This window comes from Bradyrhizobium guangdongense (genome assembly GCF_006483445.1).
Lineage (GTDB): Bacteria > Pseudomonadota > Alphaproteobacteria > Rhizobiales > Xanthobacteraceae > Bradyrhizobium > Bradyrhizobium guangdongense_A.
In genome coordinates this window covers 1-24,289 of sequence record NZ_PPPT01000089.1, presented here as the reverse complement: position 1 = coordinate 24,289, position 24,289 = coordinate 1, and the positions used below count along the sequence as shown (strand labels likewise).

Below are 24,289 nucleotides of genomic sequence, written 5' to 3'. Positions count from 1 at the left end.
CCGGTCACCGCGCCGGAAAGAAGAAGAACTGCTCACCTTCCCTGAGGCGCCCGTCGACGGCCGGGCGCTGACGCCCCTGCGTGGTGTTCGCCACGTCCTGGCGAATCCGTTCGAAGAACAGGCGCAGATCGAGGGTTGGGGTCGCCATGTTCGACACGAACGCCCGCGTGAAGGGGCTGTTCAGCTCGTCGCCGTCGAGCGTGATCTGGCCGGGTTGCGTGGAGAACAGCGCAATCGTGTTCAATTGGGCAAGTCGTACGCCGGCGAGACCTCCCCCGATGGCCTTCCTGCGGGCGATCAGCGGATCCAGCGCGGCATCGCCGGCCTTGTCGAACGTTCTCTTGCTGGCGGCCGCCCGGTGCGCCTCCTGCACGAACGGATCGTCGCGACAGGCATCGAGAACGACCAGGCGAAGAGTCTTCGCTCGCTCAACGGCGGAAACCATGCGGTCGATGGAGATCGCGTGCGAGGAAGCCTTTCGCAGAGTTTCCATGCTCGCATCGATAGGTATGGCAAAATTGGCTCCGTCGATCTCGATGCCATGGCCGGCATAGTAGACCAGCGCCCAGTCAGCGCCGGCCGCCTCGTCGGCGAATTGCCGCAACACGCCGTCCATCTGGTTCCTGTCCAGATCGGTCGCCACCGTGACGCGAGCAAAGCCGGCCTCGCTCAAGGCGGCTCCGACGCTCTCGGCGTCGCGGTCGGCGTTCATCAAGGCCGTAACATGCTCGTATGCCGCGTTGCCGACGACGAGGGCGATACGCCGGCCGCGATCCTTGCCGGCGGCCTGGGCCGAACCGGACAGGACGTTGATGTTCGGCGGCAGCGGCGGATCGCCCGCCTTTCGCGATGCCCGTGCGCGCAGCACCTCCAGCCGGAAGACCGAGTAGTCGTAGATGCCCTTTTCGAGCGGATTGCCGCGGGTCATCTCGCCGGCCTTGCGATAGTCATTCGACGCATCGTCGAAGCGGCCGGCGCGCTCGAACGCCAGGCCGCGCTGGATGAGGGCGTCGGCGTGGTATGGCGCGACGGCAAGCGCCCGCGCGTAGGACTGCAGAGCCTTGTCGCGATCCTTCAGGTAGTCGCGCGCCAGATTTCCGGCGCGAACGTGGAACTGCGCGGCCAGCGTGGGCAGCACGGTGAGTTCGGCGGCCCGGGTCCAGTCGGCAAAGCCGCGCGAGGGGTCGCCGCGACTGACCGCAAGCCGCGCGCGGCCGCTGAGCGCGTGCCAGGTCTGGGGGCCGCCGAGGGCCTCGGCCCGGCCGTAATCGGCGAACGCGCGCTCGACGTCGCCGTATCGGGCCCAGAGCATGGCGCGGCTGATCCACGCGTTCTGGTTCCCGGGGTCGAGCTCGACGGCCGCGTCGAGATCGGCACGGGCTTCCGGAAACCGGTCGAGCCGCTCCAGGATCAGCGCGCGCTGGGCGAAGTGATGGGAGATTTTCGGATCGGCGCGGATGGCGTGTGCGAGATCGTCGAGGGCATCGTCGAACTGCTCCAGCACCGTATGGATCGTCGCCCTGAGGCTGAAGGGTTGCGGATGCGGTGCGGGCGCGACCGCGATGCATGCGGCGAGATCGTCAAGCGCAGATTTCAGCTCGCGTTGCGCGGCATCGCCGGCCGATCCGATCGGCTTCATCTCGGCAAGGGAAAGCCGCGTCGCTTCGAGGAAGTGATTGAGGGCCCTGAAATAGAGGCCGTAGGCGCGCCGCTCGGCCGAGGCGGAGGGATCCTGCAACACGCGCGTGCAGGTCGCGATGGTGGCCGCGATCTCCGCCTCGGTCCTGACGCGGTCGTATTGCAGCGCGATGCAGTCGTCGTAATCGGTGGACGCGGCCTCGCCTCGGTGCGGGTGGGAGAGCGACGCCAGCATGGCAAGGCCGATGAGCGCGAACAGTCGAATGCGGCGGGTGACGACAATCATGACAATGAGCGCCTGTCCGGATTCCGGGAGCGTCTACCTGACCAGAGCAGCACCCGATGTCATTGAGGAACATCAACGGCCGGCGGCGAACCCGCATATGTTGCCGGCATTCAGTCGGGGACTTGTGCGGCCGCCAGCGCGCGGAGCGTTCTTTCGGACGGGGTCGACGGCGGTTGGCTTGCCGCATTGGCATCCCTGCGGCGCCGGGCCTCGGCCTCGATGAGATCGACGAGCTCCGGCCGTCTCGCCGCCAATTCGCGCAAATCGGCAACGTCGAGCACGAGCAGGACGCTGGGCTTGGTAGCGACGACGGTCGCTGAACGGGGAGCGCCGAACAAGAGCGCCATTTCGCCGAAGAAGCTTCCGGGGTTGAGGACAATGGGCGCCGGGTCGAGCTGCACCGCGGCTTCCCCCGAAACGACGAAATACATCGTGTCGCCCGGCTCGCCCTTGCGGACGATGATGGCGCCCTTGCCGACGTCGCGCATCTCCAGCCGCCGCACGATGTCTGCGATGGTGGCGGCGCCGAGCTTCTGGAACAGCGGTACACGCGTGACCAGATCCCAGATATGGAGAAAGTGCCGACGCTGTAATTCTGCGGCGAAGGCGGTGGCGATGATGCCGGCCTGCAGTGCAAACATCACGACGCCGCCGACCATGACCCATCCCGCCAGGAGTCGTCCCCAGATCGTGACCGGCAACATGTCGCCATAGCCCGTCGTGGTCATGGTGACGATGGCCCACCACATGGCCCGCGGGATGCTGCCGAACGCGTCCGGCTGAGCGTGCCGCTCGAAAATGTAGGCGAGCGAGGAGGCGACGAAGAAGATCGCAATGAAGAGACTGAGAATGCTCAGCAGCGCGGTGCGACTGCGATGCATCACGCGCCAGAACAGCGCGAGGCCCGAAGCGTGGCGGATATAACGCAGGGCCCACACCAGGGCAAAAAGCTGGGCATCTTGCGGGTCCGGTACGATGAGCCAGCCGAATGGCAGCGCGCAGGCCGAGGCCAGGTCGATCATCCCCTCTGCCGAGGCTACATATCTCGCGCGCTTCCGCCATCCCGGGACGGTCCAGAGGTGGAAAGCAAGCATGGCGATCATTGCGGCCGAGACCGCAATGACGGTCGAAGAAAGCAGGAGCCGCTGGGCCGTCGTCGCCGCCGGCGCCGTGTTGAGGATCATCGCAAGCAGCCCGATGGTCGCAAGACCATTGGAGGGCATGGAGCCGAGTGACGGCCAGTAAGCGGATCTCATCGACGTTCACGCTGGATAGACCAGAGTCGGCAGGCGAAGCTCGACGTTCCGCGGGTAGCCCGCGAATTTCTCCTGATAGCGGGAGGCTTGCGTAACGGGATTGACCTGGGTCAACGATTGCGCGCTGCGTCCAATTCGCCATCACGCACTCAGCATGGCTCGACTGGGCCGAAGGCCATCCGTTCGACCTCGGTCGCTATTTTCCCTCGAGCGTATTCACCGGCGTCCAGTCCGCGGGCGGCGGATTGGCGGCGTGGGTCCTGGCGCGGGCTTCGAACAGCGCAGACGGTGGGTCGGTCGCGGCGACCCGCGCAAAGCAATCCGCAGCCTTGGCGAACTCACGCGCCCGCCAGTGGGCGAGGCCTTCGGCATAGGCCGCAGCCGCTTTTGCCTGGTCCGGCGTCTCGGCGCCGCGCTCAGCTAGCGGCTCGTAGATCCTGACCGGCTCGTCGCGGCCCTTGACGCGGATAGCGTCGAGCTCGCGCCAGGCGAAGGTCTCGCCGGTCTGCGCCACCGTCATCTCCGAGGCCATGATCGAGGTGCCCAGATATTTGTTGGCGCCCTCCAGCCGCGAGGCGACGTTCACGGCATCGCTCATCACGGTGTAGTTGAAGCGCCGGTGCGAGCCGATATTGCCGACCACGGCCTCGCCGGTGTTGAGCCCGATACGGTGCGACAGCCTGCGCCCGCTGAACGTCGGGTGCGTGCGGTTGAGCTCGTCGAGCTTGTCGCGGCATTTCAATGCGGCATGCACGGCATTGCCGGCATGGCCGGGATCGTCGGCCGGCGCGCCAAACACCGCGACGATGGAATCGCCGATATATTTGTCGACATAGCCGCCATGGCCCTCGACGATGTCGGTCATGGCGGAGAGATAGTCGTTCATCAGCGTCACCAGCTCGCCCGGCGTCATGCTCTCCGCGATCGAGGAGAAACCGGCGACGTCGGAGAAGAACACGGTGACGTTGCGCATCTCGCCGCCGAGCGCCGGCATCTTGCCCGAGGCCACCATGGTGTCGATCACCTGCGGCGCCAAATAGAACGCAAAGCTCTTGCGCAAAAAGCGCTCCTCGCGGTCGGCGATCACGAAGCGGTAGCCGGTCATGAGGACCGCGGCGGCGAGACCGGCGAGTGCGGGTTCGGTCAGCGGCAGCGCAAGCGCGTGGACGAACAGGCCGACGGCGCAAGCGGCGTAGACGGCGATGAGCGCGAGATAGGCGAGGATCGCGCCGGTCGGCGCCAGCAGGCAGGCCGCGAGTGCGATCACGCCGGCGAAAGCGATCGTGAGCGCGGTGCGCCAGGGAAAGCCGAGCTCGGTCACCGCATCGCGCTCCATCAGATTGCGCACGGCGGTCGCGTGCACGAACACGCCGGCGATGTCGCTGCGCGCAGCGCGCGTCGTCTGCGCCGGCGCGGGCAGGGCGCAGCGCGGCCCGGGTGTGCCGTCATAACTGCCGGCAAGCCGCATCGAGGTCAGCTTGCGGTCCTCGAAATTGAGGACGGTGCCGAGGATCACGACCTTGCCGTCGAAGGCGCGGCGAAAGAACGCGGCATCGCCCTTCTCGACGCAGGCACGCAAGTCGGCAAAGGAATAGGACGGCACATCGCGACCGCGGCCGCGGAAATTGAGGCTGAGCGTATTTTGAACCGCGCTCGGGATCTTGTAGCCGGCGAGCGTCATGCCATCAGGCGCGGGCTCCGGCGCCGCGCCTTGCGCGCGCGCGGCGAGCTCGAGCGCCATCAGCGGCACGGGCTTGCCGTCGATGGTGAAGGTCAGCGGCATCCGCCGGATGACGTCGTCAGAATCGGTATGGACGTTGAGCGCGCGAATGTTCTTCATGCCGGCCGCAACACGCTGTCCCGGGAAAGGGCGCTCGGGATGATCGTTCTGGATCTCGCCCAGCACGAGCTTGCCGGCATCGGACATCTGTCGCAGTACGCGCAAATGGTCCCGGTCAAAGCCTTTCATGCGGGCGCCCAGCGGCGCATCGCCGAAGGGGATTTCCGATTGCTCGATCGAGGACTTGAAGATGACGTCGAAGCCAACGACGCGGGCGCCGCCGTCCACGACGGCGTTCAGCACCCGCGCGAGCTCGCGCGTCCAGGTGATCGTCGGCGAATCCTTGAAGGGCGCCGTCTCGTAGCTCTCCTGGTCGATCGCCAGCACGACGACGGGGGAGGACGCTGGATCCCTGTCACCGCCGACCAGCTTTTGGCGCAGCGCCGTCAGCACGTCGAGCGACAGGCCCTGGAGAATTGCAAGCGGAGGCGAGGTGAAGACCGCGCCCGCAAGCAGCGCGATCAGGATCGCCGCAACAATGTCCCGCCTGCCAATCCGCCGCATCGCCTTGCGTAGCGGCCGCCTACTCTAACCGCAAGAGGCGGCCGACGATCGGCGTCGGCGACGTCGTCGCCTTCGCATCGACCTGGAAGGTGAAGCGGTGCGTGCCGAGCGTCGCGAGATAGGTGCCGCCGGGGGTGAGCGTCTTGCCGGCCTTGGCGAAGTCATAGAACTTGCCGCGCACCAGGATGTTGCCGGTCAGCGGCACGGAGAATTGCTCGCCCTTGGCGTCGATGCGTTCGATCGCGAGCGTGCCGCCGCCCTTCACCTCGACCAGCGGCGCGACGCCGTAGAGCGTCGTCAGTTTCTTCGGGGCTGCACCCTGCTTGTCGGAGCGCATGGTTCGGAAGGTGGTCGCGGCACTCTGGTTTGCTTCGCGCTCGGAAATCTGCGCGGCATTGGCGTCGCAGGGCACCTTGACCCGCTGCACGTCGCCGAGCTGCACCGCGCTCTGCTCGGCGCCGACCTGCACGACGCCGCCGGTGATGGTCTCGCGCCAGCAGGATTTGAGATAGCCGAGCACCAGCGTGCCGGATGGTCCGAGCTTGATGATCTTGCCGGGCGAGACGTAGTCCATGAACTCGACGCCCTCGACCTTGCCCTGGACGTCCTCGACGATCGCAACCGGCGTCTCGGCGACCGCAGGTGCGGCAAGGCAAAACAGGCCGACGGCGGCTCCGGTCAGGCGTTTCATGACTGTCTCATCCAACTTGATCGATTGTCCGGTCCAAGGCCTAGCAGAGCGCCACGCCATCCTGTGTGACCACAATCACTCTGTCTATTGGTGCCACTCTATCCGGATTCGGTTCAATGATGCGACCTCGCGCCCGCAAGCCTCGGCTGCTTGGTTAATGCATTGATGAATCGTGAGATTTCCGTCCCGGCGCGAGCAGCGAATAAGGCCGGTCAGATCACCGTTGCGTCAGGCCTGTGCTGGTGCGCGACGAGTTCGTGCACTGGGATGCCCAGGGTCTGCGACGGGTATTCTCCGAACATCGTGCGGTAATAATGCGAGAAGCGTCCGAGCTCGTAAAAGCCCTGCTGCATGGCGACCGTGGACACGGTGGTGGTGCCCGGACGGCTCTCGCGCAGGATGGAGTGGATGGTGCATAGGCGCTTGTGGCGCAGGAAGGTCACCGGTCCCATGCCGAACACCTCCTGGAAAGCACGATGCAGGGTTCGGCGGGACACGTGCAAGGCCGCGCAGATCTCCGAAATATGGACCGGCCGCGTGCCGGCCTCGTCGAGATAGTCCTCGACCTTATTGATGAGCCGCCTTGCGGCCGGCAGCCAGCCGCTGTCATCCGGCGGCAGCGAGCAGATCACATTGGCGGCCATGCATTCGGCGATCGAGCGCCGCCAGAATTCGGCGGCAGGAGCGGTCAGCTCGTTCTGGTGCTGGGTCAGTTGCAGGACAATTTGGGCGAGGCGGCGCGCCGCGGTCGGTCCGAGCGCGGGATCGGCCTTGAAGTGGTTCTTGCTGCGCCAGTAGTCGGGATCACCCAGTTTCGGCTGGCCGGCGAACACCTCGGTCACCTCTTCGAGACCAAGCCGCATCGCCGCATAGGCGGATGAACCATGGAAGATGCCGTCATGCTCGAGCAGCGGCGGAATCACCAACACGTCTGACGGCTGCATGTCGAATGACCAGTGCGCGACGCGATCTTCGGCGTTGAGCAGCATGCCGATGATCAGCTTCTCGTCGCTGGCGATGCGCCGCGTGCGCATCCCGACATTGAACGAGCCGATGCTGAGGGAAAAATCTCCGATGCCGACATGAGACAAGGTGCCGCGCAGCTTGCCGCGGCCGAGCTGCATCACGTCGACATGCGTGCCGTGGACCGCCTGATGAAGGCCCTCGAAACCGTCGAGCCGACGCGAATCAACCAGAAGGTACGTCCCCATGCGATCACTCTCGAACCGAAGCGCGACAATTCTACGGCATATCGGCAGCGAAATACCATGATCGCCGTCGCGGCAGGTGAGGCAGGTTGTCTTACAAGATTGCCTAAAATTCCCGCATCCCCGGCGAGGCCGTGCGGCCCGGCGATGTTGAGATGCCAGCTCGTCAGCGCCGTATCTCGCGAGATCTTGGCACAATCTGCACGTCACATCGCTCAGAACTTCACATAGCTTTTGCAACCTCGGCGATTTCGATCGCAGCGGGCGGGGCGTGCGGGCGTAAGCGGAGTTCCACGATGTTGTGGGCCGACGTCGATCGTTGCGAGTGGCGGCCGGACGATGCGAAGGCCGGCGAGATGGTTTTCATCCCCGGCGGCACCTTCCTGATGGGCTCCGATCGCCACTATCCCGAAGAGGCGCCCAGTCATCGCGTCGCGCTCGACGGCTTCTGGATCGACCGCACGCCGGTCACGAACCGGCAGTTCAAGGAATTCGTCAACACGACGGGCTATGTGACGACGGCGCAGATCGTGTCGGAGGCGAAGGACCCGTCAGGGGCACAGACACCCACGCTCTATGCCGGCTCGCTGGTGTTTGCGCCGCTGCCGCATGTCACCGACCACGATGACGGACGGCAATGGTGGACGCTGATGCGCGCCGCCAACTGGCGGCACCCTTACGGCCCCGGCAGCGACATCAGGGATCTCGACGATCATCCGGTGGTGCATGTCGCCTACCGCGACGCGGCTGCCTACGCGACATGGGCCGGCAAGGATCTGCCAAGCGAAGCCGAGTGGGAATATGCCGCGCGCGGCGGGCTCGACGGCGAGGATTACGCGTGGGGCAATACGCTGACGCCCGGCGGCCGGCACATGGCGAACATCTGGCAGGGTGACTTCCCTGCCAGCAATCTGTGCGAAGACGGCTACGAACGTACGTCACCCGTGACGGCGTTTCCGCCCAACGGTTACGGTCTTTACGACATGATCGGCAATGTCTGGGAATGGACCTCGGACTGGTGGTCGGCGCATCACCAATCCGGTTCCGCCGCAGCGTGGCGCATACCCTGGAATCCGCGCGGCGGCACTGAAGGCGGCAGCCAGGATCCCGATGCACCTGCGTGCGGGCTTCCGCGAAAAGTCCTGAAAGGCGCCTCGCATCTGTCCGCGCCGAACCATTGCCGTCGCTATCGTCCCGCCGCACGCCGCCCCGAGCAGGTCCATACATCGGCAAGCGATATCGGATTCCGTTGCGTGGTCCGTTCTGGCGCCAGCACAAATCCATCACCGTCACCCTGAGGTGCCGGAGCGTAGCGAAGGCCTCGAAGGGCGACGGCCCCGGGCCGTTCATCCTTCGAGGCTTACCATGCGACGCATCGCGTCGCATGGCGCGCACCTCAGGATGACGGGATCATCACCTGTGCATGTGCACCACCTCAAGCGCGCGGTTTCGCCGCAAGCCACGCCAAAATCATGTCGACGATCTGCTGCCTGCTCTTCGCCAGCACCTTCGGATCGCTGAGGTCGCGGTCGAACAGCGCACCAAACGTGTAGCGGTTGGCGACGCGGAAGAAGCAGTAGGAGCTGATCGCAAGATGCAGGTCGGTGGCATCGACGTCGTCGCGGAAGGTGCCGTCCTTGCGGCCACGCTGCAGCAGCTTGTCGAGCGTGTTGATCACGCTGGCGTTGAGCTGGCGCAGCTGCGGGTTCTGCTTGAGGTGCTTGCCGTGATGGATGTTCTCGATCGAGACGAGGCGGATGAAGTTCGGGTTGCGCTCGTCATGGTCGAAGGTCGCCTCGATCAGGCGACGCAGCCCTTCGCGCGCATCGCAGCGTTCGATGTCGAGCTGGTCCTCCAGCGCGCGAATGCTGCGATAGGCTTCCGCAAGCACCGCGAGGTAGAGCTGCTCCTTGCCGCCGAAGTAGTAGTAGATCATCCGCTTGGACGTGCGCGTCCGCGCCGCAATGGCATCGACCCGGGCGCCGGAATAGCCCTCGGCGGCAAATTCCTGGGTCGCCACTTCGATAATGTCGCGCTTGGTGCGCTCTGGATCGTTGGTGCGCTTCGATGAGGGCGGCATGCGCTCGAGCATCAATGTTTCTCCCACCAATCCTATGGATCACCTTGAATGCGAGGGCAAATTTCGTCTTCCGGCGGCGTCATTTGGCCGGCCTTGCATAAACGTACTAGTTCGTACATTATGACTGAAAACAAGGTCCGGGCAACAGCCAGCCGACGGCCACGCGGGGCAGAGACCCCGTGCGCGGCGGACCGGACGTCAGATCTCAAACGGGGAGGGGACTTCATGACGTTGACGTCAACCGCATCGCTGCCTGCGTCGTCCACGGCGGAAGCCGATCAGAAGAAACTGCCGAAGCGCGCGGCGCTCGTCAGCTTCGTCGGCAGCATGCTCGAATACTACGACTTCTTCATCTACGGCACTGCCGCGGCGCTGATCTTTCCAAAAGTGTTCTTCGCCAATGTCGATCCCTCGACGGCGACGCTGTTGTCGCTGCTCTCCTTCGGTATCGGCTATATCGCGAGGCCCGTGGGCGCCATCATCCTCGGCCATTTCGGCGACCGTATCGGGCGCAAGACGGTGCTGCTGTTCACACTGGTCCTGATGGGCGGCTCGACGCTGGCGATCGGCCTGTTGCCGGACGCCAAGGCAATCGGCAACGCCGCGCCAATCATCCTGACGCTGTTGCGCCTGTTGCAGGGGCTCTCGGCTGCCGGCGAACAGAGCGGAGCGAACTCGCTGACACTGGAGCACTCCGCCAACAAGAACCGCGCGTTCTTCACGAGCTGGACGCTGAGTGGCACGCAGGCTGGTGCGATCCTGGCGACGCTGGTGTTCATCCCCGTCTCCGCGATGCCCGAGGATGTGCTCCTGAGCTGGGGCTGGCGCATTCCGTTCCTGCTGTCCTTCGTCGTGCTGGTCGTCGCCTATGTGGTGCGGCGGACCATGCCGGAGACGCCTTCCTTCGAGGAGATCAAGGGCACGGCAAAGGTCGCGCGCTTCCCGATCATCGACCTCCTGCGCGGCTATTGGCCGGACGTGCTGCGCGTCATCGCCTGCGCGCTGATCGCGACCGTCAGCACCATGACCGCGGTGTTCACACTTGGCTATGTCACCTCCAAGTTCGGTGTGGCGCGGCCGACCATGCTCTGGGCCGGCGTGCTCGGCAACGTCACCGCGCTTCTCACCCAGCCGCTCTGGGCGCTGCTGGCCGATCGCATCGGCCGCAAGCCGGTATTCATCGGCGGCGTGCTCGGCTGCGCGGTGCTGCTGTTCCCGTATTTCATGCTGGTGACCTCGGGCAACACGATCGCAATCTTCGCCGCCGCCATGATCCTGTCCGGCATCGTCTACGCCGCACCGAACGCGATCTGGCCGTCCTTCTATGCGGAGATGTTCGAGACGCGCGTGCGCTATTCCGGCACGGCGATCGGCACCCAGCTCGGATTCCTTGCCGCCGGCTTCACGCCGCTGGTGAGCGCGAGCGTGGTGGGTGAGGGACCGACGGGTTGGGTTCCGGTCGCGATCTTCGTTGCCGGCTGTTGCGTGATTTCGGCGGCAGCCGCTGCGACGGCACGCGAGACGCACAAGGTCGACATCGCCGACCTCGGCAAGCGTCGCAACTGAGCAAAGGTGACATTCGGCATGCTGACATCTGCAGTTCCGACCACGAGCGGGCCGGTCATCGGCCTTGCACAAAATGGCGTCCGCGCCTTCAAGGGCGTGCCGTTCGCCGCAAGCCGGCGGTTTGCCAAGGCAACAGCGCCGCGCCCGTGGATGGAGCCGCGTCACTGCACGGACTACGGCGCTTATGCGCCGCAGCCCGGCCATCTCGATGGGGCGCAGGAGAATGCCTGTCTTACCCTCAACATATTCGCACCTGACGGGGTCGATCGTCCGCTGCCGGTGCTGTTCTTCATCCATGGCGGCGCCTTCGTCACCGGCGGCGGCGCCGATTACGATGGCGCCTTCCTCGCCGCGCGCGGCCCGGCCATCATCGTCACCATCAACTACCGGCTCGGCCCGCTCGGCTTCCTGCAACTGCATCGCCATGGCGGCGCGCTGGCCGAGGCCAATAATCTCGCAGTTTCGGACGTGCTGGCCGCGCTCGACTGGACCCGGGTCAACATCGCGAACTTCGGCGGCGATCCCGATGCGCTGACGCTGTCGGGCCAATCGGCCGGCGCGTCCCTGGTGATCGCGCTGGCGAGCCTGCCGCAGGCCAGGGGAAAGTTCAGCCGCGTCTTGGCGCTGAGCGCGCCGGGACGCAACATCATGAGTGCGGAGCGCGCCGACGAGGTGGCGCGTCGCGTGCTCGCGGAACTCAGGGTCGAGCGCAACGCCGACGCCATCGCGACGCTGCCCCTGCCGCAGCTTTTTGCCGCAATGGACAGCGTCGGGCGAAAGCTGGCGGACGAAACCTCCTCCGGCACGGTGTTCGGCCCGGTACTCGATGGCGCTGACATCGCGCGCGAGCCGCGGGAGGTGATCGCCGACGGTCATTTGCGCCACGTCCCGCTCTGGCTCGGGTCCTGCCGCGACGAGATGACGATGTTTTTGAAGAGCACGCCGCCGGCCGCGATGATCCGCGCCACCGAGCGGCAGGTCCGCGCCGACCTCGGTGATCCCGGCTGGGAGCGCCTGCTGGCCTGCTACCGCGCCACGGCGCGTGCTGATGAGGATCCCTACGAAGCGCTGCTCTCGGATGCATTCTGGCACCGGCCGATGACGGATCTGGCGCGCGACCAGAGCGCGGCAGGCGGCGCGGTGTGGCTGAGCCGCTTCGACCATCGCCCGACGCTGGAGCCATTTTTGTCGCAAGGGCCGACCCACGGCGCCGACAATGCCTGCCTGTGGGCGCACCTGCCTGATTTCATCGATCGTCCCATCCTTAGGCGCGCAGGCGGGCCGATGACGCCCGACGACATCGCGGTCGCGGAGCGGCTGCAGGCGAGCGTGCTGCGCTTCGTGGCCACCGGCGCGCCCGACACCGCGGACGTCTGGCCTCGGTTCGAACGGGGCACCGAGCGGCTTGCGATCTTCGCGGCGCCGTCCCACCTTGCTCGCGCCAACGAGGGCGAGCGTTTCCGCCAGTGGGCGGAGCTTTGCAAGGGAGGACGTTTGAACGAAACCAACGAGACTTTGCTGGCGTCAAGATAATGACGGGAGACAGCGAGGGTCAGGCCGCGGAGCAGGCGGTTCGCCGGTCCCCGTCGGCCGGCGCTAGCGGCGCTTCGGCCGTCCGGTAGGGCGCGGCGCTCTGTCCCGTGGCGATGTCGGTGACCTCGTCCCAGCGCGACAGGAAGGCGTCGACGCAAGCGGGGTCGAACTGGCGGCCCTTGTTCTCGGTCAGATAGTCGCGCGCGACCGCAAGCGCCATCGGCTCCTTGTAGGGCCGCCGCGTCGTCAGCGCGTCGAAGACATCGGCGACCGCGACCACGCGCGCGGCGACCGGAATGTCCGTCTCCTTCAGCCCGCGCGGATAGCCGGCGCCGTCCCAGCGCTCGTGATGGGCGGCTGCGATCTGGGCGCCAAGCTGGATCAGCTCGCAGGTCGAGTTCGCCAGAATGCGCTCGCCGATGGTGGCGTGAGTGCGGATCACGTCCATCTCTGCCCCGGTCAGCTTGCCGGGCTTGAGCAGGATGTTGTCGGGGATCGCGACCTTGCCGACGTCGTGCAGGGGCGCGGCCAGGTAGATGTCGCGGCAGAGCCGGGCGGGAAGGCCGAGCTGCTCGGCGATCAGGCGGCTGTATTGGGCCACCCGCAGCGTGTGCTCGCCGGTGTCGTTGTCACGGTATTCGACCGCGAGCGCCAGGCGCAGGATGATCTCCTCCTCGCGTTCCTGAAGCTTTCGTGTTGCGGCCGCGACCTCGCTCGCGAGATCCGCCGCGCGGTCGTTGAGCTTGCGGACGGCGACGCCGAGCCGGATCAGGTTCCGAAGACGGACGCTCGTCTCCAGGCTCTGCGGCTGTTTTGGCAGAAAATCGGTGGCGCCGGCCTCCAGCGCCCGCATTTTCACCTCGTCGGTCTGGATCGAGGTGATCATCACGACGGGGATGTCGATGAATTTCGGCAGTTTCCGCAGCGCGCGGATGAAGCTGATGCCGTCCATCCCCGGCATCTCGTAGTCCACCAGCACGATGTCGAAGTCGCGCTCGCGGGCGCAGGCGAAGGCCTCGACGGGGTCGAGGAACGCGGCGGCCTGCACCCTTCCGTCGGCTTCGATGTGCCGCTTCAGAAAATCCAGCACGGATCGGCTGTCATCGACCAGAAGCGCTTGGGTCAGCATCGGCTCACTCGAAACAAAGAGTCATGACGTCACCGAATAGCCCGGCTTCATTTAACGCGGAGCAAATGCGGTCTTTACGGAGAAGCGCCCCTGCATCGTGCGTAACGCACGAGATTTGTGCGCTTTAGGCATGCTTGCATGCAGACGCGAAGTTCCACGGAGTTCGTCCCGTAGTTGTACGGAGTCCAGCATTAGGATTTTGCTCATGATCCGACACGAATAGTGATCGTACGGAATTCGCGTCATGCGTGTAGTCGGATTCTTGGAATTGGGGGACGAATGACGCCTGATGCCACCGAGCCGAAGTGGTCCCTGCGGCTGCCTGCCGATTGCAGCATTGCTGCGATCCGCAACGTCTATGACATGATCCGCGAGGCGTTCGGCCGGCAGGATCGGCTCGAGATCGACTGTTCCAACGTCGACAAGGCCGACGTCACGTCCGTGCAACTCCTGCTGTCGACCGCAAAGACCGGCGAAGCGCAGGGGCGTCCGGTCGTTCTTACCGCATTTTCCCAGACGCTTCGCAACACCATCCGCCGCGCCGGTTTCGCCAGCGACGCGATGATCGATCAGCATTTCCCGCAAAAGAAAGATGGCACCTGATGGCCACGATTCTCACAGTCGACGACTCGCCCAGCATTCGCCAGATGATCAAGGTGGTCCTGGAGCCGGCCGGCCACAGCGTGATCGAGGCCGGCGACGGTGCGCAGGGGCTTGCGAAAGCGCAGGCCGGCAAGCTCGATCTCGTCATCACCGACCTCAATATGCCCGTCATGAACGGCCTGGAGCTGATCCGCGCGCTGCGCAAGCTGCCGAGCGCGGTCGGCATGCCCATCGTGTTCCTGACCACCGAATCAAATGACACGGTGAAGCAGGAAGCCAAGAGCGCCGGCGCCACCGGCTGGATTACAAAGCCCTTCAAGCCCGAGCAGTTGCTCGCCGTCGTCGCCAAGCTGGTGCGCGCATGAACGTGATGGACCCGACCGAGGTCTTTCGGCAGGAAGCCGCCGAGCTCTTTGAAGTCCTGGAAGGCGCACTGCTCGACCTCGGCCAGCGTCCTGACGATCGGGAATTGGTCGATTCCGCCTTCCGCGCCCTGCACACAATCAAGGGGTCGGGCGCGATGTTCGGCTTCGACAAGGTCGCTTCCTTCACCCACGAGTTCGAAACCGCCTTCGACCGCGTCCGCAAGGGCGAGATCAAGCCGACCCAGGAGCTGATCTCGGTCGCGCTGGCCGCCAAGGACTACATCCGCGCGTTGATCGAGGAGCCGCAGTCCACCGACGACATCATCGGCGAAGCGATCCTCGACGATCTCAAGCGTTTCGTCGGTGCCGACGTGCCGGCAAGCGCGGCGCCTGCGGCGGCACCGGTTGAGGTCCAGGCCGAGAGCAAGCAGGCCGGCTGGCAGCTTCACCTCGAATTCGAAACGCACATCCTGCGCAACGGCTCGAACCCGCTCGATCTGCTGGAGGATCTCGCCAAGATCGGGCCGTGCTTCGTCGTGCCGGTCACTGACGGCGTGCCCTATCTCGACGAGATGGAGCCGGAAGACTGCTATCTGAAGTGGGACGTCACCCTGCACGCGGCCTGCGACAAGGCCGCGATCGACGACGTCTTCATGTTCGTCCAGGACGAGATGAAGCTGACGCTCTCGCCGCTCGAACATGCCGAAGCGCCCGCGCCGTTGCCGCTGTTCCAGCTTCTCGAAGAGGAGCAGATTCCGCTACAGCCGGCGGAGATGCCTGCGCCCGCCGCCGAGGCTGCGCCGGTCGCTCCGGTCGCGAGCGAACCCGTCAAGCAGGCCGCATCGCAGCCCGAGGCCAAGCGCGAAGCCGCGCCGCGGCGTGAGGACGCCAAGCGCGACGATCGCGGCATCGCCACCGTTCGCGTTCAGGCCGAACGCCTCGATGAATTGATGGACCGGGTCGGCGAGCTCGTGATCGCCCAGGCGCGCCTGACCCAACTGGCTTCTGCAGGTTCCGATCTCTCGATCAAGATGATCGCCGAGGAGATCGAGCGTCTCGCCTCGAGCCTGCGTGACACCACGATGGGCGCGCGCATGGTGCCGATCGGTTCGCTGTTCGGGCGCTTCCGCCGCCTGGTGCACGATCTGTCGCGCGATCTGTCAAAACCGGTCGAATTCGTCACGGCGGGCGAGGACACCGAGCTCGACAAGACCATGATCGAGTGCCTGGCCGATCCGCTGGTGCATTTGATCCGCAACGCCATCGACCACGGTATCGAGGACACCGCGGCCCGCACGGCCGCCGGCAAGACCGAGCAGGGCCGCATCGAGCTGCAGGCCGTCCATTCCGGCGCGCAGGTGCTGGTCACCGTGAAGGACAATGGCGGCGGGCTCAACACCGCACGAATCCGCGCCAAGGCGGAAGAGCAGGGCCTGATCGCACCGGGTGCCGCGCTCTCCGACCACGAGATCCACCAATTCCTGTTCCACCCGGGGTTCTCGACCGCGCAGACCATCTCAGCGTTGTCCGGCCGCGGCGTCGGCATGGACGTGGTCAAGCGCACCATCGAGAACATGCGCGGCACGATCGACCTGTCGACCAGGCCGGGCCAGGGCACCACCGTCACGCTGCGCCTGCCGCTCACGCTCGCCATCATCGAGGGACTGCTGATCCGCGTCGGCGAGGGCCGTTACATCATCCCGCTGTCCGCGGTGGAGGAATGCATCGAGTTGACCGCCGAGGACGACCGTTCCCGCGGCCGCAACTTCCTCAATGTGCGCGGCAAGCTCGTGCCGTTCCTGCGGCTGCGCCAGATCCTGACGGTGTCGGGCACGCCTGACCAGCACCAGAAGACGATCATCATCTCGACCGGCGAAACCCATGTCGGCCTCGTGGCCGACCAGATCATCGGCAACCACCAGACGGTCATCAAGTCGCTGTCGAAGCTGCATTCGGACGTCACCATCTTCTCCGGTGCGACCATCCTGGGCGACGGCACGGCCGCGCTCATCCTCGACGTGGCGCAGCTCGTCGCGCTGGCACAGTCGCAGACCGAAAAGCACATCAGCGAGGCGGCGTGATGACCGAAGGGCTCAAGACAGCCGGCGAGCACGACGCGACCGCGATGCAGGTCGTGATGATCGGCCTTGGCGAAGAAAAATTCGCGCTCGACGCAGGCCTCGTGCGCGAGATCATCGATCCCGTGCCGGTGACGAAAGTGGCCGGCGCAAGGTCGTTCGTCCCCAGCGTGATCAATGTGCGCGGCAACGTCATTCCGCTCGCGGATCTGCGCATCCGCTTCGGGATGCAGCAGGTCGATAATTCCGCCGACACGCGCATCGTCGTCATCGAGATCGAGATCGACGGCGAGCCCGTGCTGGTCGGCGTCACCGCCGACAAGGTGTACGAGGTCACGGAGATTTCGCAAGCCAACGTGCAGCAGACGCCGCGCGTCGGCATGCATTGGAAGCCGGAGTTCATCCGCTTCATCACCAAGTGGCGTGAAGAGTTCGTCATCGTTCCCAACATGGAACGCATTTTGAATTGAAGAAAGAAGTCCCGGGGCTGGGACAGGGGTAAGGGGCTGCAGATGAGATTTACGGTCAAGGCAAAGCTTGCGAGCGCGTTCGGCGTGGTACTCCTGTTGTCGATGGCTGCGGGTGGCGTCGCCTACATGAAGCTGACTGAGATGATATCGGTCGCCGAAAACCTGGTGTCGCGTGCCGGCCGTCTGGAGCATGCCGCCGAACTCGAGAAGGGTATTCTCCTGCAGGTTCGTGCGGAGAAGAACGCCATCATGGCTCCGGAGAGCGAGTTCGAGCGCTTCTCGTCCGAAATCGCGAAGCAGCGTGAGCATCTGCTGAAGGTCAAGGAAGAGATTCATTCGGTTGCATCGCCTGAGGGCAAGAAGCTGATCGAGGCTTTCGGCGCTGCCTTTGGCCGGATGAACGCCGTGCAGGATGAAACGCTCAAGCTCGCGAAGACCGACAAGGCGAAGGCCGCCGAACGCTCCATGACCGAGGTCCGCAAAGCGGTGGCCGAGGCGATGGATGCCGGCAACGCCTACATCACCAACGTGAAGAAGAACATGGCCGATCAGGCGGCGCAGGCGCATGAGGATGGCAATCGGGCGCAGATGATGCTGATCAGCTTCGTGCTCGCTTCGCTTGCAATCGGCGTCATCGCTGCGGTCTGGATCTCCATCAGTATCTCGCGCGGCCTCGGTCGCGCGGTGGGTCTCGCCGGCGCAGTCGCCAGCGGGGACCTCAGCCAGATGATCAAGGTCTCGAGCAATGACGAGATCGGCGATCTCATCAAGTCGCTGAATGCGATGGTCGAACGGCTGCGCCAGATCGTGTCGGAAGCGCTCACGGCTGCGCAGAACGTCTCGGCCGGCAGCCAGGAACTCTCGGCCAGCGCGGAGCAGCTCTCGCAGGGCGCGACCGAGCAGGCGTCCTCCGCGGAAGAGGCGTCCTCATCGATGGAGGAAATGGCTTCCAACGTCAAGCAGAACGCCGACAATGCCAACCAGACCGAAAAGATCGCGGCGCAGTCCGCCAAGGACGCCGAGGCCTCCGGCGCTGCCGTCGGCCGCGCAGTCGACGCCATGCAGACGATCGCCGAGAAGATTACCATCGTGCAGGAGATTGCCCGGCAGACCGATCTGCTGGCCCTCAACGCAGCAGTCGAAGCCGCGCGTGCGGGCGAGCACGGCAAGGGCTTTGCGGTGGTTGCCTCCGAGGTGCGCAAGCTTGCCGAGCGCAGCCAGGCCGCGGCCGCCGAGATTGGCACGCTGTCGACCGAGACCGTGAAGGTCGCGCAGGAAGCGGGCCACATGCTCTCGAAGCTCGTGCCCGACATCAAGAAGACGGCCGAACTGGTCCAGGAGATCACCGCGGCTTGCCGCGAGCAGGACGTCGGCTCCTCCCAGATCAACCAGGCGATCCAGCAGCTCGACAAGGTCGGTCAGCAGAACGCCAGCGCCTCGGAAGAGGTTTCCTCGACCTCCGAAGAACTGGCGTCGCAAGCCGAGCAGTTGCAGTCGACCATCTCCTTCTTCCGTATCGAGCATGCAGCTCACGAGAAGGCGGCACCGATCGACCACGCCGTGAGCCAGTTGCGCGCCACGGCCAAGACCATGGCGGGTGCCGGACGCGGAGCCAGGAAGCCGCAGGCCAAGCCCGCGCGGGCGCTCAAGGTCGCCGGCGGCGGTGGCTTTGCCTTCGACATGGACGACCGCGAGGACGATCGCGACGCCGATTTTCAACGCTGACCGCTCACGGTCCGGCCTCGGGCCGGACCGTCCTCCTGATAACCTCCTGACCTCCGGACTGCATCATGGCCGCAACCTCGCAATATCTGACGCTCGGGCTCGCGGGCGAGACGTTCGGCATCTCGATCCGCAACGTCCGCGAGATCCTGGACATGCGGCCGATCTCGCGACTGCCGCACGCGCCGAACTTTTTGCTGGGCATGATCGACGTGCGCGGTTCCGGCTATCCGATCGTCGACCTCCGGACCAAGCTGGGGCTGCCGAGCGTGGCGGCGACGGAAGCGACCCGGATCATCATCCTCGACGTGCCGATGAAGGATCGTCTCGTCGGCGTCGGCTTCGTTGCCGACTGCGTCTTCGAGGTGACCGACATCGACGAGCAGGCTATCGAACCCGTGCCTGAGGTCGGCGGGAAGTGGCAATCCGACTACGCCGCCGGCCTTGGCCGGAAAGGCGAGAAATTCGTCATCATCTTCGATCTCGCGAGGCTAATGGCCCGTGACGAGATTCCCGAGGGCCGGGACGCATCCGTCGATGCGTCCTGCGCCGCCTGAGCGTGAATCAGTAAAGCGTCGCCGCGCGTAAGCAACTCAACTCCAAAAGAATACGAGACCTCACTATGAGATTCACCGTCAAGGCCAAGCTTGCCAGCGCGTTCGGCGCCGTCATCGTTCTCTCCATGATCACGGGTGGCGTTGCTTACAACGGCCTTTCCACATTGGCCGCGCAGCAGGAGCGGATCGTCGGCCAGGCCAGCCGCACCAAGCTCGCAGCCGACGTCATGAGCGCGATCCAGGGCCAGCAGCGCGCAGAGACCCGCATGATCCAGGCGGTGTCGGACAAGGACAGCCAGGACAATCATAACGCGATGCTGGCGCGTCGCGAGAAGACGCTCAAGCTCTTCAATGACCTGTATGGGAAAGCGAGCGACAACGGCAAGCGCATGCTAGACCAGGCGTCCGGCCCGATGAAGCGTATGAACGATTTCGAGGACCAGGCCGGAAAATTCGCGCTGCTCAATTCCAACAACAAGGCTGCGGAACTCTGGAAGACGGAAGGCCAGGTCGCGGCCAAGGACCTCGACCTGATGTTCGATGCAGCCATTGCAGAGCTCAGCAAGAGTGCATCCGAGAATCCGCGTGCGATCGTTGCGATGTCGACCGCGCGTGCCGACATTGCGCGCCTCTCCCGCGCAATCGTGATGGCCTATTCCGCCACGAATACGCAGCAGGTTGAGGCGGACGCCAAGGAGGCCATGCAGCGGTTGAACAACATCAAGGCGGCGGTGACGCAAGCAAGCCAGGCCGGTGCGCCCGGCGCGATCAACGCGCAGGCCGATCGGCTGGCAAAGGCCGTCGAAGGCGTCACGCGCCTGGCCCTCGAGGCCGGCAACATCAAGGCGGCGGCGATCGCCAGCGGTGAAGGCCGCAAGGTCTTCAACGAAGCGCTGGACGCGATCGAACAGTACGTCAAGCTGAACGAGAAGCAGATGGCCGACGTGGCGGAAGAGGGCGCCAGGGACGCAGCGCTCGCCAAGATGCTGCTGGTCAGCATCATTATCGGCGCGCTCCTGATCGCTGTGGCATCGGCGACCTGGATCGCCCTCAATATCAGCCGTGGACTTGGCCGCGCGGTCGGGCTCGCCAACGCGGTGGCGATCGGTGACCTCAGCCAGAAGATCACGTTGTCGAGCAACGACGAGGTCGGCGACCTCGTGGCGTCTCTCAATGCGATGACGGAAAATCTCAATGCGACGGCCGCGGTCGCCGGCGAGATCGCCCAGGGCAATCTCATGGTCGAAGCCAAGCCGCTGTCGGACAAGGACACGCTCGGTCTCGCGCTCGAGCGCATGGTCGAAAAGCTCCGCCAGATCGTGTCGGAAGCGCTCACGGCGGCCCAGAACGTCTCGGCCGGCAGCCAAGAGCTCTCGGCCAGCGCCGAGCAGCTCTCGCAGGGCGCGACCGAGCAGGCTTCCTCCGCGGAGGAAGCGTCCTCGTCGATGGAGGAAATGGCCTCCAACGTGAAGCAGAACGCCGACAACGCCAACCAGACCGAGAAGATCGCGGCGCAGTCGGCGAAGGATGCGGAGGCGTCCGGTGCCGCCGTCGGCCGTGCGGTCGAAGCGATGCAGACGATCGCCGAGAAAATTACGATCGTGCAGGAGATCGCGCGGCAGACCGATCTGCTCGCCCTGAATGCTGCGGTCGAGGCAGCGCGTGCGGGCGAGCACGGTAAGGGCTTTGCGGTGGTTGCGTCCGAAGTGCGCAAGCTCGCCGAACGCAGCCAGGCGGCGGCGGCCGAGATCGGGTCGCTGTCCTCGGAGACCGTGAAGGTCGCCCAGGAAGCCGGCAACATGCTCTCGAAGCTGGTGCCCGACATCAAGAAGACGGCCGAACTGGTCCAGGAGATCACCGCAGCCTGCCGCGAGCAGGACGTCGGCTCCTCCCAGATCAACCAGGCGATCCAGCAACTCGACAAGGTCGGTCAGCAGAATGCCAGCGCGTCGGAGGAGGTCTCCTCGACCTCCGAGGAGCTGGCCTCGCAGGCCGAGCAGTTGCAGTCCACCATCGCTTACTTCCGTATCGATCAGGGCAGCATGGAGCGGGCTCCGGCGCCGGTCGACCAGGCGGTCGGCCAGTTGCGCGCCAAGGCGGCGAGCATGGCCGCTGTCGAGCGCCCTGCCAGGAAGCCGCAGCCGAAGCCAGCGCGCGCGATGAAGGTTGCGAACGGTGGATTTGCTTTCGACATGAACGACGGCGCGGACGATCGGGACGCCGAATTTCAGCGCTAGGACGTGATGGCGCCGGCCCTTCCCGTGCGGGGAGGGCCGGTTCTCCCGGTAAATGCGTGGGACGTAATATGGCCAAAATGGCCCGACAATTCGCGCACGGCCCTGTCGTGACGCTGCACAAGCGTGGTGGCCGTCCATGATGCCCGCCATGCAGCAGTCGGCCGTCCATCTCTCCGACCGCCATTTCCGCACCATTGCCGAGCTGATCGAGGGCCAGGTCGGCATCAAGCTCCCGCCCGGCAAGCGGCTGATGCTGGAAGGCCGCCTGCACAAGCGTGTGCGCGCGCTGAACTACACCGGCGTCAACGAATATGTCGACAACCTGTTCGACGGCGACCTGTTCGACAGCGAACTCACGCATCTGATCGACGTCGTCACGACCAACAAGACCGACTTCTTCCGCGAGCCGCAACATTTCGACTTCATGCGCGAGACCGCCGTCCCGGCCCTGTTGAAGGCGCATGGACGCAAGAGCCCAAACCTGAAGATCTGGAGCTCGGCGTCGTCCACGGGCATGGAGGCCTATACCGCGGCGATGGTGCTGGACGATATGACCCGGACCGGATCGCGATTTCAGTTTCGCGTGCTCGGCACCGACATTTCGACCGCCGTCCTGCGCCTGGCCAAGACCGCGATCTACACCCGCGACGTGGTGGCGCCGGTGCCGGAAAACTTCGTCAAGCGCTATTTCCTGTCCGCGCGCGATCGCTCACGCGGCGAGGTCCGCGTGGTGCCGGAATTGCGCTGCGTGACCCATTTCATGCGGATGAACCTGATGGACGCGTCCTATCCCGTGGACCGGGACGTCGACATCATCTTCTGCCGCAACGTGCTGATCTATTTCGAGCGCGAGACCCAGCGCAAGGTCGTGCAGCAGCTCTGCAGCCATCTGCGGCCCGGCGGCTATCTCCTGGTCGGGCATTCCGAGTCGATGGTTCACAGCGCCGTGCCTGGCCTGAAGCAGGTTCAGCCGACGATTTTCCAGGTCTGATGGGAGCGCACGAACGATGGCAAAGGAGAAAGTTCGTGTGCTGATCGTGGATGATTCGGCGTCGGTGCGCCAAATCCTCCAGTCGATCCTCAATGACGATCCTGATATCGAGGTGATGGGGACGGCGTCCGACCCGTTCGCGGCAGCGCGCCGCCTTCAGAACGAAATTCCAGACGTGATCATCCTCGACATCGAGATGCCGAAGATGGACGGCATGACGTTCCTGCGCAAGATCATGGCGCAGCGGCCGATCCCGGTGATCATCTGCTCGTCGCTGACCGAGGCCGGCTCGAACCTGATGTTCGAAGCGTTCGAGGCCGGCGCGGTCGACATCGTGCCGAAGCCGAAGATCGACACGCGACAGGCGCTGCTCGAATGCTCCACGCGCCTGCGTGAGTCGGTCAAATCGGCGGCGCGGGCCCGCGTGCGTCCGCGCACCGAGCGGCGGCTGATCGAGAAGAAGCTCACGGCAGATGCGATCATCCCGCCGCCCGTGCAGGGCAGGTCGCGGCCGACCACGGAGCGCATCGTCTGCATCGGGGCATCGACCGGTGGAACGGAGGCGCTCAACGATGTCCTGGAGATGCTGCCGCAGCACTGTCCGGGCATCGTGATCGTCCAGCATATGCCCGCAGGCTTCACGGCCGCGTTTGCCAAGCGTCTCGACAGCGTCTGCCAGATCCGGGTCAAGGAAGCCGAGGACGGCGAGCCGGTGCTGCCGGGTTGCGCCTATATCGCGCCAGGGGCACGCCACATGCTGCTGCAGCGGATCGGGCTGCGCTACCAGGTCGCCATCAAGGACGGCCCGCCGGTGTCGCGGCATCGCCCCTCGGTCGACGTCCTGTTCCGCTCGGCGGCCCAGCATGCGGGAGCCAATGCGCTCGGCGTCATCATGACCGGCATGGGCGACGACGGCGCACGAGGATTGTTGGAGATGCGCAAGCTCGGCGCCGCGACGCGCGCGCAGGATGAGGAGAGCTGCGTCGTCTTCGGCATGCCGAAGGAGGCGATCGCCTGCGGCGCGGTCGAAAAAATCGTCCCGCTGCATCACATCCCGCGCGAGATCATGCACTGGTATCAGGCTGCGCAACTCGTGACGACGAGCTGACGCGAGAATGTCCGTCATCCCTGCCAACACGCTTGCCGACGCGATCGACTCGATCGAGGGGGTCTCCTCGCGTATCGAGGACAATTTCGCGCAGGTCGGACATCAGCTTGGCCGGGGCCACATCATCTTCAAGGAGCTGAACCAGGGCCTCGTCGCGCTATCGCAGGAATTGTCGGGTGCCGAGATCGAAGGTGCGGCCACGGCCTTGCAGGAGATCGCGGCCCGGCTGGACCAGCTCGCCCAGGCACTGCCCGCCGAGAGCGCCCTGCTGGGAACGATCGGACAGCACACTTCGGAAGCGTCCGCGCTGTTGAAGCCGTTGTTCAAGCATATCCAGATGATCACGATCATCGCGCGCAGCGCCCGGATCGAGGCGGCCTCGCTCGATGGCGACCGTGAGGGATTCCTCGCCTTCACGCAGGAAGCC

At 65.1% G+C, this 24,289-nt stretch carries 20 protein-coding genes and 1 pseudogene; 14 read left to right on the top strand and 7 right to left on the bottom strand.

The window, feature by feature from the left end; genetic code table 11:
- Window positions 1–4 precede the first annotated feature (4 nt).
- Complete coding sequence (locus C2U70_RS12665) at window positions 5–1,924, bottom strand: caspase family protein (protein WP_140978350.1); 1,920 nt, start codon at window positions 1,922–1,924, stop codon at window positions 5–7.
- Window positions 1,925–2,034: 110 nt separating this feature from the next.
- Window positions 2,035–3,027 carry a cyclic nucleotide-gated ion channel gene (locus tag C2U70_RS33680; RefSeq protein WP_186294213.1) on the bottom strand — a complete coding sequence of 331 codons (993 nt, stop codon included), beginning with the start codon at window positions 3,025–3,027 and terminating at the stop codon, window positions 2,035–2,037.
- Between C2U70_RS33680 and C2U70_RS32980 the strand changes: the two genes are divergently transcribed.
- On the top strand, window positions 3,017–3,169 hold the full coding sequence (locus C2U70_RS32980) for a hypothetical protein (protein ID WP_186294212.1): 153 nt from the start codon (window positions 3,017–3,019) through the stop codon (window positions 3,167–3,169). The two genes, C2U70_RS33680 and C2U70_RS32980, sit on opposite strands and share 11 nt — an antisense overlap.
- Window positions 3,170–3,376: 207 nt before the next feature.
- Here the strand turns inward: C2U70_RS32980 and C2U70_RS12655 are convergent, their stop codons facing one another.
- From C2U70_RS12655 to C2U70_RS12645, 3 genes are all read right to left on the bottom strand, one after another.
- Window positions 3,377–5,524, bottom strand: coding sequence for an adenylate/guanylate cyclase domain-containing protein (locus C2U70_RS12655; RefSeq protein ID WP_140978348.1), 2,148 nt, complete (start codon window positions 5,522–5,524; stop codon window positions 3,377–3,379).
- 19 nt (window positions 5,525–5,543) lie between these two features.
- Window positions 5,544–6,215: a hypothetical protein gene (locus C2U70_RS12650; protein WP_140978347.1), complete on the bottom strand. Its 672-nt coding sequence runs from the start codon at window positions 6,213–6,215 to the stop codon at window positions 5,544–5,546.
- 212 nt (window positions 6,216–6,427) lie between these two features.
- Window positions 6,428–7,426, bottom strand: coding sequence for a helix-turn-helix domain-containing protein (locus tag C2U70_RS12645; RefSeq protein ID WP_140978346.1), 999 nt, complete (start codon window positions 7,424–7,426; stop codon window positions 6,428–6,430).
- Window positions 7,427–7,719: 293 nt separating this feature from the next.
- On the opposite strand from C2U70_RS12645, the gene C2U70_RS12640 reads away from it, so the two are divergent.
- On the top strand, window positions 7,720–8,721 hold the full coding sequence (locus C2U70_RS12640; protein WP_140978345.1) for a formylglycine-generating enzyme family protein: 1,002 nt from the start codon (window positions 7,720–7,722) through the stop codon (window positions 8,719–8,721).
- A gap of 137 nt (window positions 8,722–8,858) precedes the next feature.
- Here the strand turns inward: C2U70_RS12640 and C2U70_RS12635 are convergent, their stop codons facing one another.
- On the bottom strand, window positions 8,859–9,515 hold the full coding sequence (locus tag C2U70_RS12635) for a TetR/AcrR family transcriptional regulator (RefSeq protein ID WP_140978344.1): 657 nt from the start codon (window positions 9,513–9,515) through the stop codon (window positions 8,859–8,861).
- Between the two features lie 213 nt (window positions 9,516–9,728).
- Here C2U70_RS12635 and C2U70_RS12630 point away from each other — a divergent pair, with 213 nt between their 5' ends.
- Together C2U70_RS12630 and C2U70_RS12625 are read left to right on the top strand one after the other, a co-directional pair.
- The gene (locus C2U70_RS12630) at window positions 9,729–11,069 is read left to right on the top strand and encodes an MFS transporter (RefSeq protein WP_140978343.1); all 1,341 of its coding nucleotides are present in this window, start codon (window positions 9,729–9,731) and stop codon (window positions 11,067–11,069) included.
- Window positions 11,070–11,087: 18 nt separating this feature from the next.
- Complete coding sequence (locus tag C2U70_RS12625; protein ID WP_140978342.1) at window positions 11,088–12,602, top strand: carboxylesterase family protein; 1,515 nt, start codon at window positions 11,088–11,090, stop codon at window positions 12,600–12,602.
- Between the two features lie 19 nt (window positions 12,603–12,621).
- On the opposite strand, the gene C2U70_RS12620 is transcribed toward C2U70_RS12625, so the two are convergent.
- Window positions 12,622–13,731: an HD domain-containing phosphohydrolase gene (locus C2U70_RS12620; protein ID WP_140978341.1), complete on the bottom strand. Its 1,110-nt coding sequence runs from the start codon at window positions 13,729–13,731 to the stop codon at window positions 12,622–12,624.
- A 279-nt stretch (window positions 13,732–14,010) separates the two neighbouring features.
- Here C2U70_RS12620 and C2U70_RS12615 point away from each other — a divergent pair, with 279 nt between their 5' ends.
- The 10 genes and pseudogenes from C2U70_RS12615 to C2U70_RS12570 form a co-directional block, all read left to right on the top strand.
- A complete protein-coding gene (locus C2U70_RS12615; protein ID WP_140978340.1) occupies window positions 14,011–14,334 on the top strand; it encodes an STAS domain-containing protein in 324 nt (107 codons plus the stop codon).
- Window positions 14,334–14,699, top strand: a complete 366-nt coding sequence (locus tag C2U70_RS12610) for a response regulator (RefSeq protein WP_044999604.1) — start codon at window positions 14,334–14,336, stop codon at window positions 14,697–14,699. Before C2U70_RS12615 ends, C2U70_RS12610 begins: the two co-directional genes overlap by 1 nt.
- A complete protein-coding gene (locus C2U70_RS12605) occupies window positions 14,696–16,780 on the top strand; it encodes a chemotaxis protein CheA (RefSeq protein WP_140978339.1) in 2,085 nt (694 codons plus the stop codon). Before C2U70_RS12610 ends, C2U70_RS12605 begins: the two co-directional genes overlap by 4 nt.
- Window positions 16,780–17,247 (top strand): chemotaxis protein CheW, encoded by a 468-nt coding sequence (locus C2U70_RS12600; protein WP_186294210.1) that lies wholly within the window; start codon window positions 16,780–16,782, stop codon window positions 17,245–17,247. Before C2U70_RS12605 ends, C2U70_RS12600 begins: the two co-directional genes overlap by 1 nt.
- A 42-nt stretch (window positions 17,248–17,289) precedes the next feature.
- The gene (locus C2U70_RS12595; protein WP_140978337.1) at window positions 17,290–18,972 is read left to right on the top strand and encodes a methyl-accepting chemotaxis protein; all 1,683 of its coding nucleotides are present in this window, start codon (window positions 17,290–17,292) and stop codon (window positions 18,970–18,972) included.
- A 65-nt stretch (window positions 18,973–19,037) separates the two neighbouring features.
- Window positions 19,038–19,526 carry a chemotaxis protein CheW gene (locus C2U70_RS12590; RefSeq protein ID WP_140978336.1) on the top strand — a complete coding sequence of 163 codons (489 nt, stop codon included), beginning with the start codon at window positions 19,038–19,040 and terminating at the stop codon, window positions 19,524–19,526.
- A gap of 65 nt (window positions 19,527–19,591) precedes the next feature.
- On the top strand, window positions 19,592–21,763 hold the full coding sequence (locus C2U70_RS12585) for a HAMP domain-containing methyl-accepting chemotaxis protein (RefSeq protein WP_140978335.1): 2,172 nt from the start codon (window positions 19,592–19,594) through the stop codon (window positions 21,761–21,763).
- 136 nt (window positions 21,764–21,899) lie between these two features.
- A complete protein-coding gene (locus C2U70_RS12580) occupies window positions 21,900–22,754 on the top strand; it encodes a CheR family methyltransferase (protein ID WP_140978334.1) in 855 nt (284 codons plus the stop codon).
- A gap of 16 nt (window positions 22,755–22,770) precedes the next feature.
- Window positions 22,771–23,862, top strand: a complete 1,092-nt coding sequence (locus C2U70_RS12575; protein ID WP_140978333.1) for a protein-glutamate methylesterase/protein-glutamine glutaminase — start codon at window positions 22,771–22,773, stop codon at window positions 23,860–23,862.
- Between the two features lie 7 nt (window positions 23,863–23,869).
- A pseudogene (locus C2U70_RS12570) lies at window positions 23,870–24,289 on the top strand (chemotaxis protein); the annotation flags it as partial.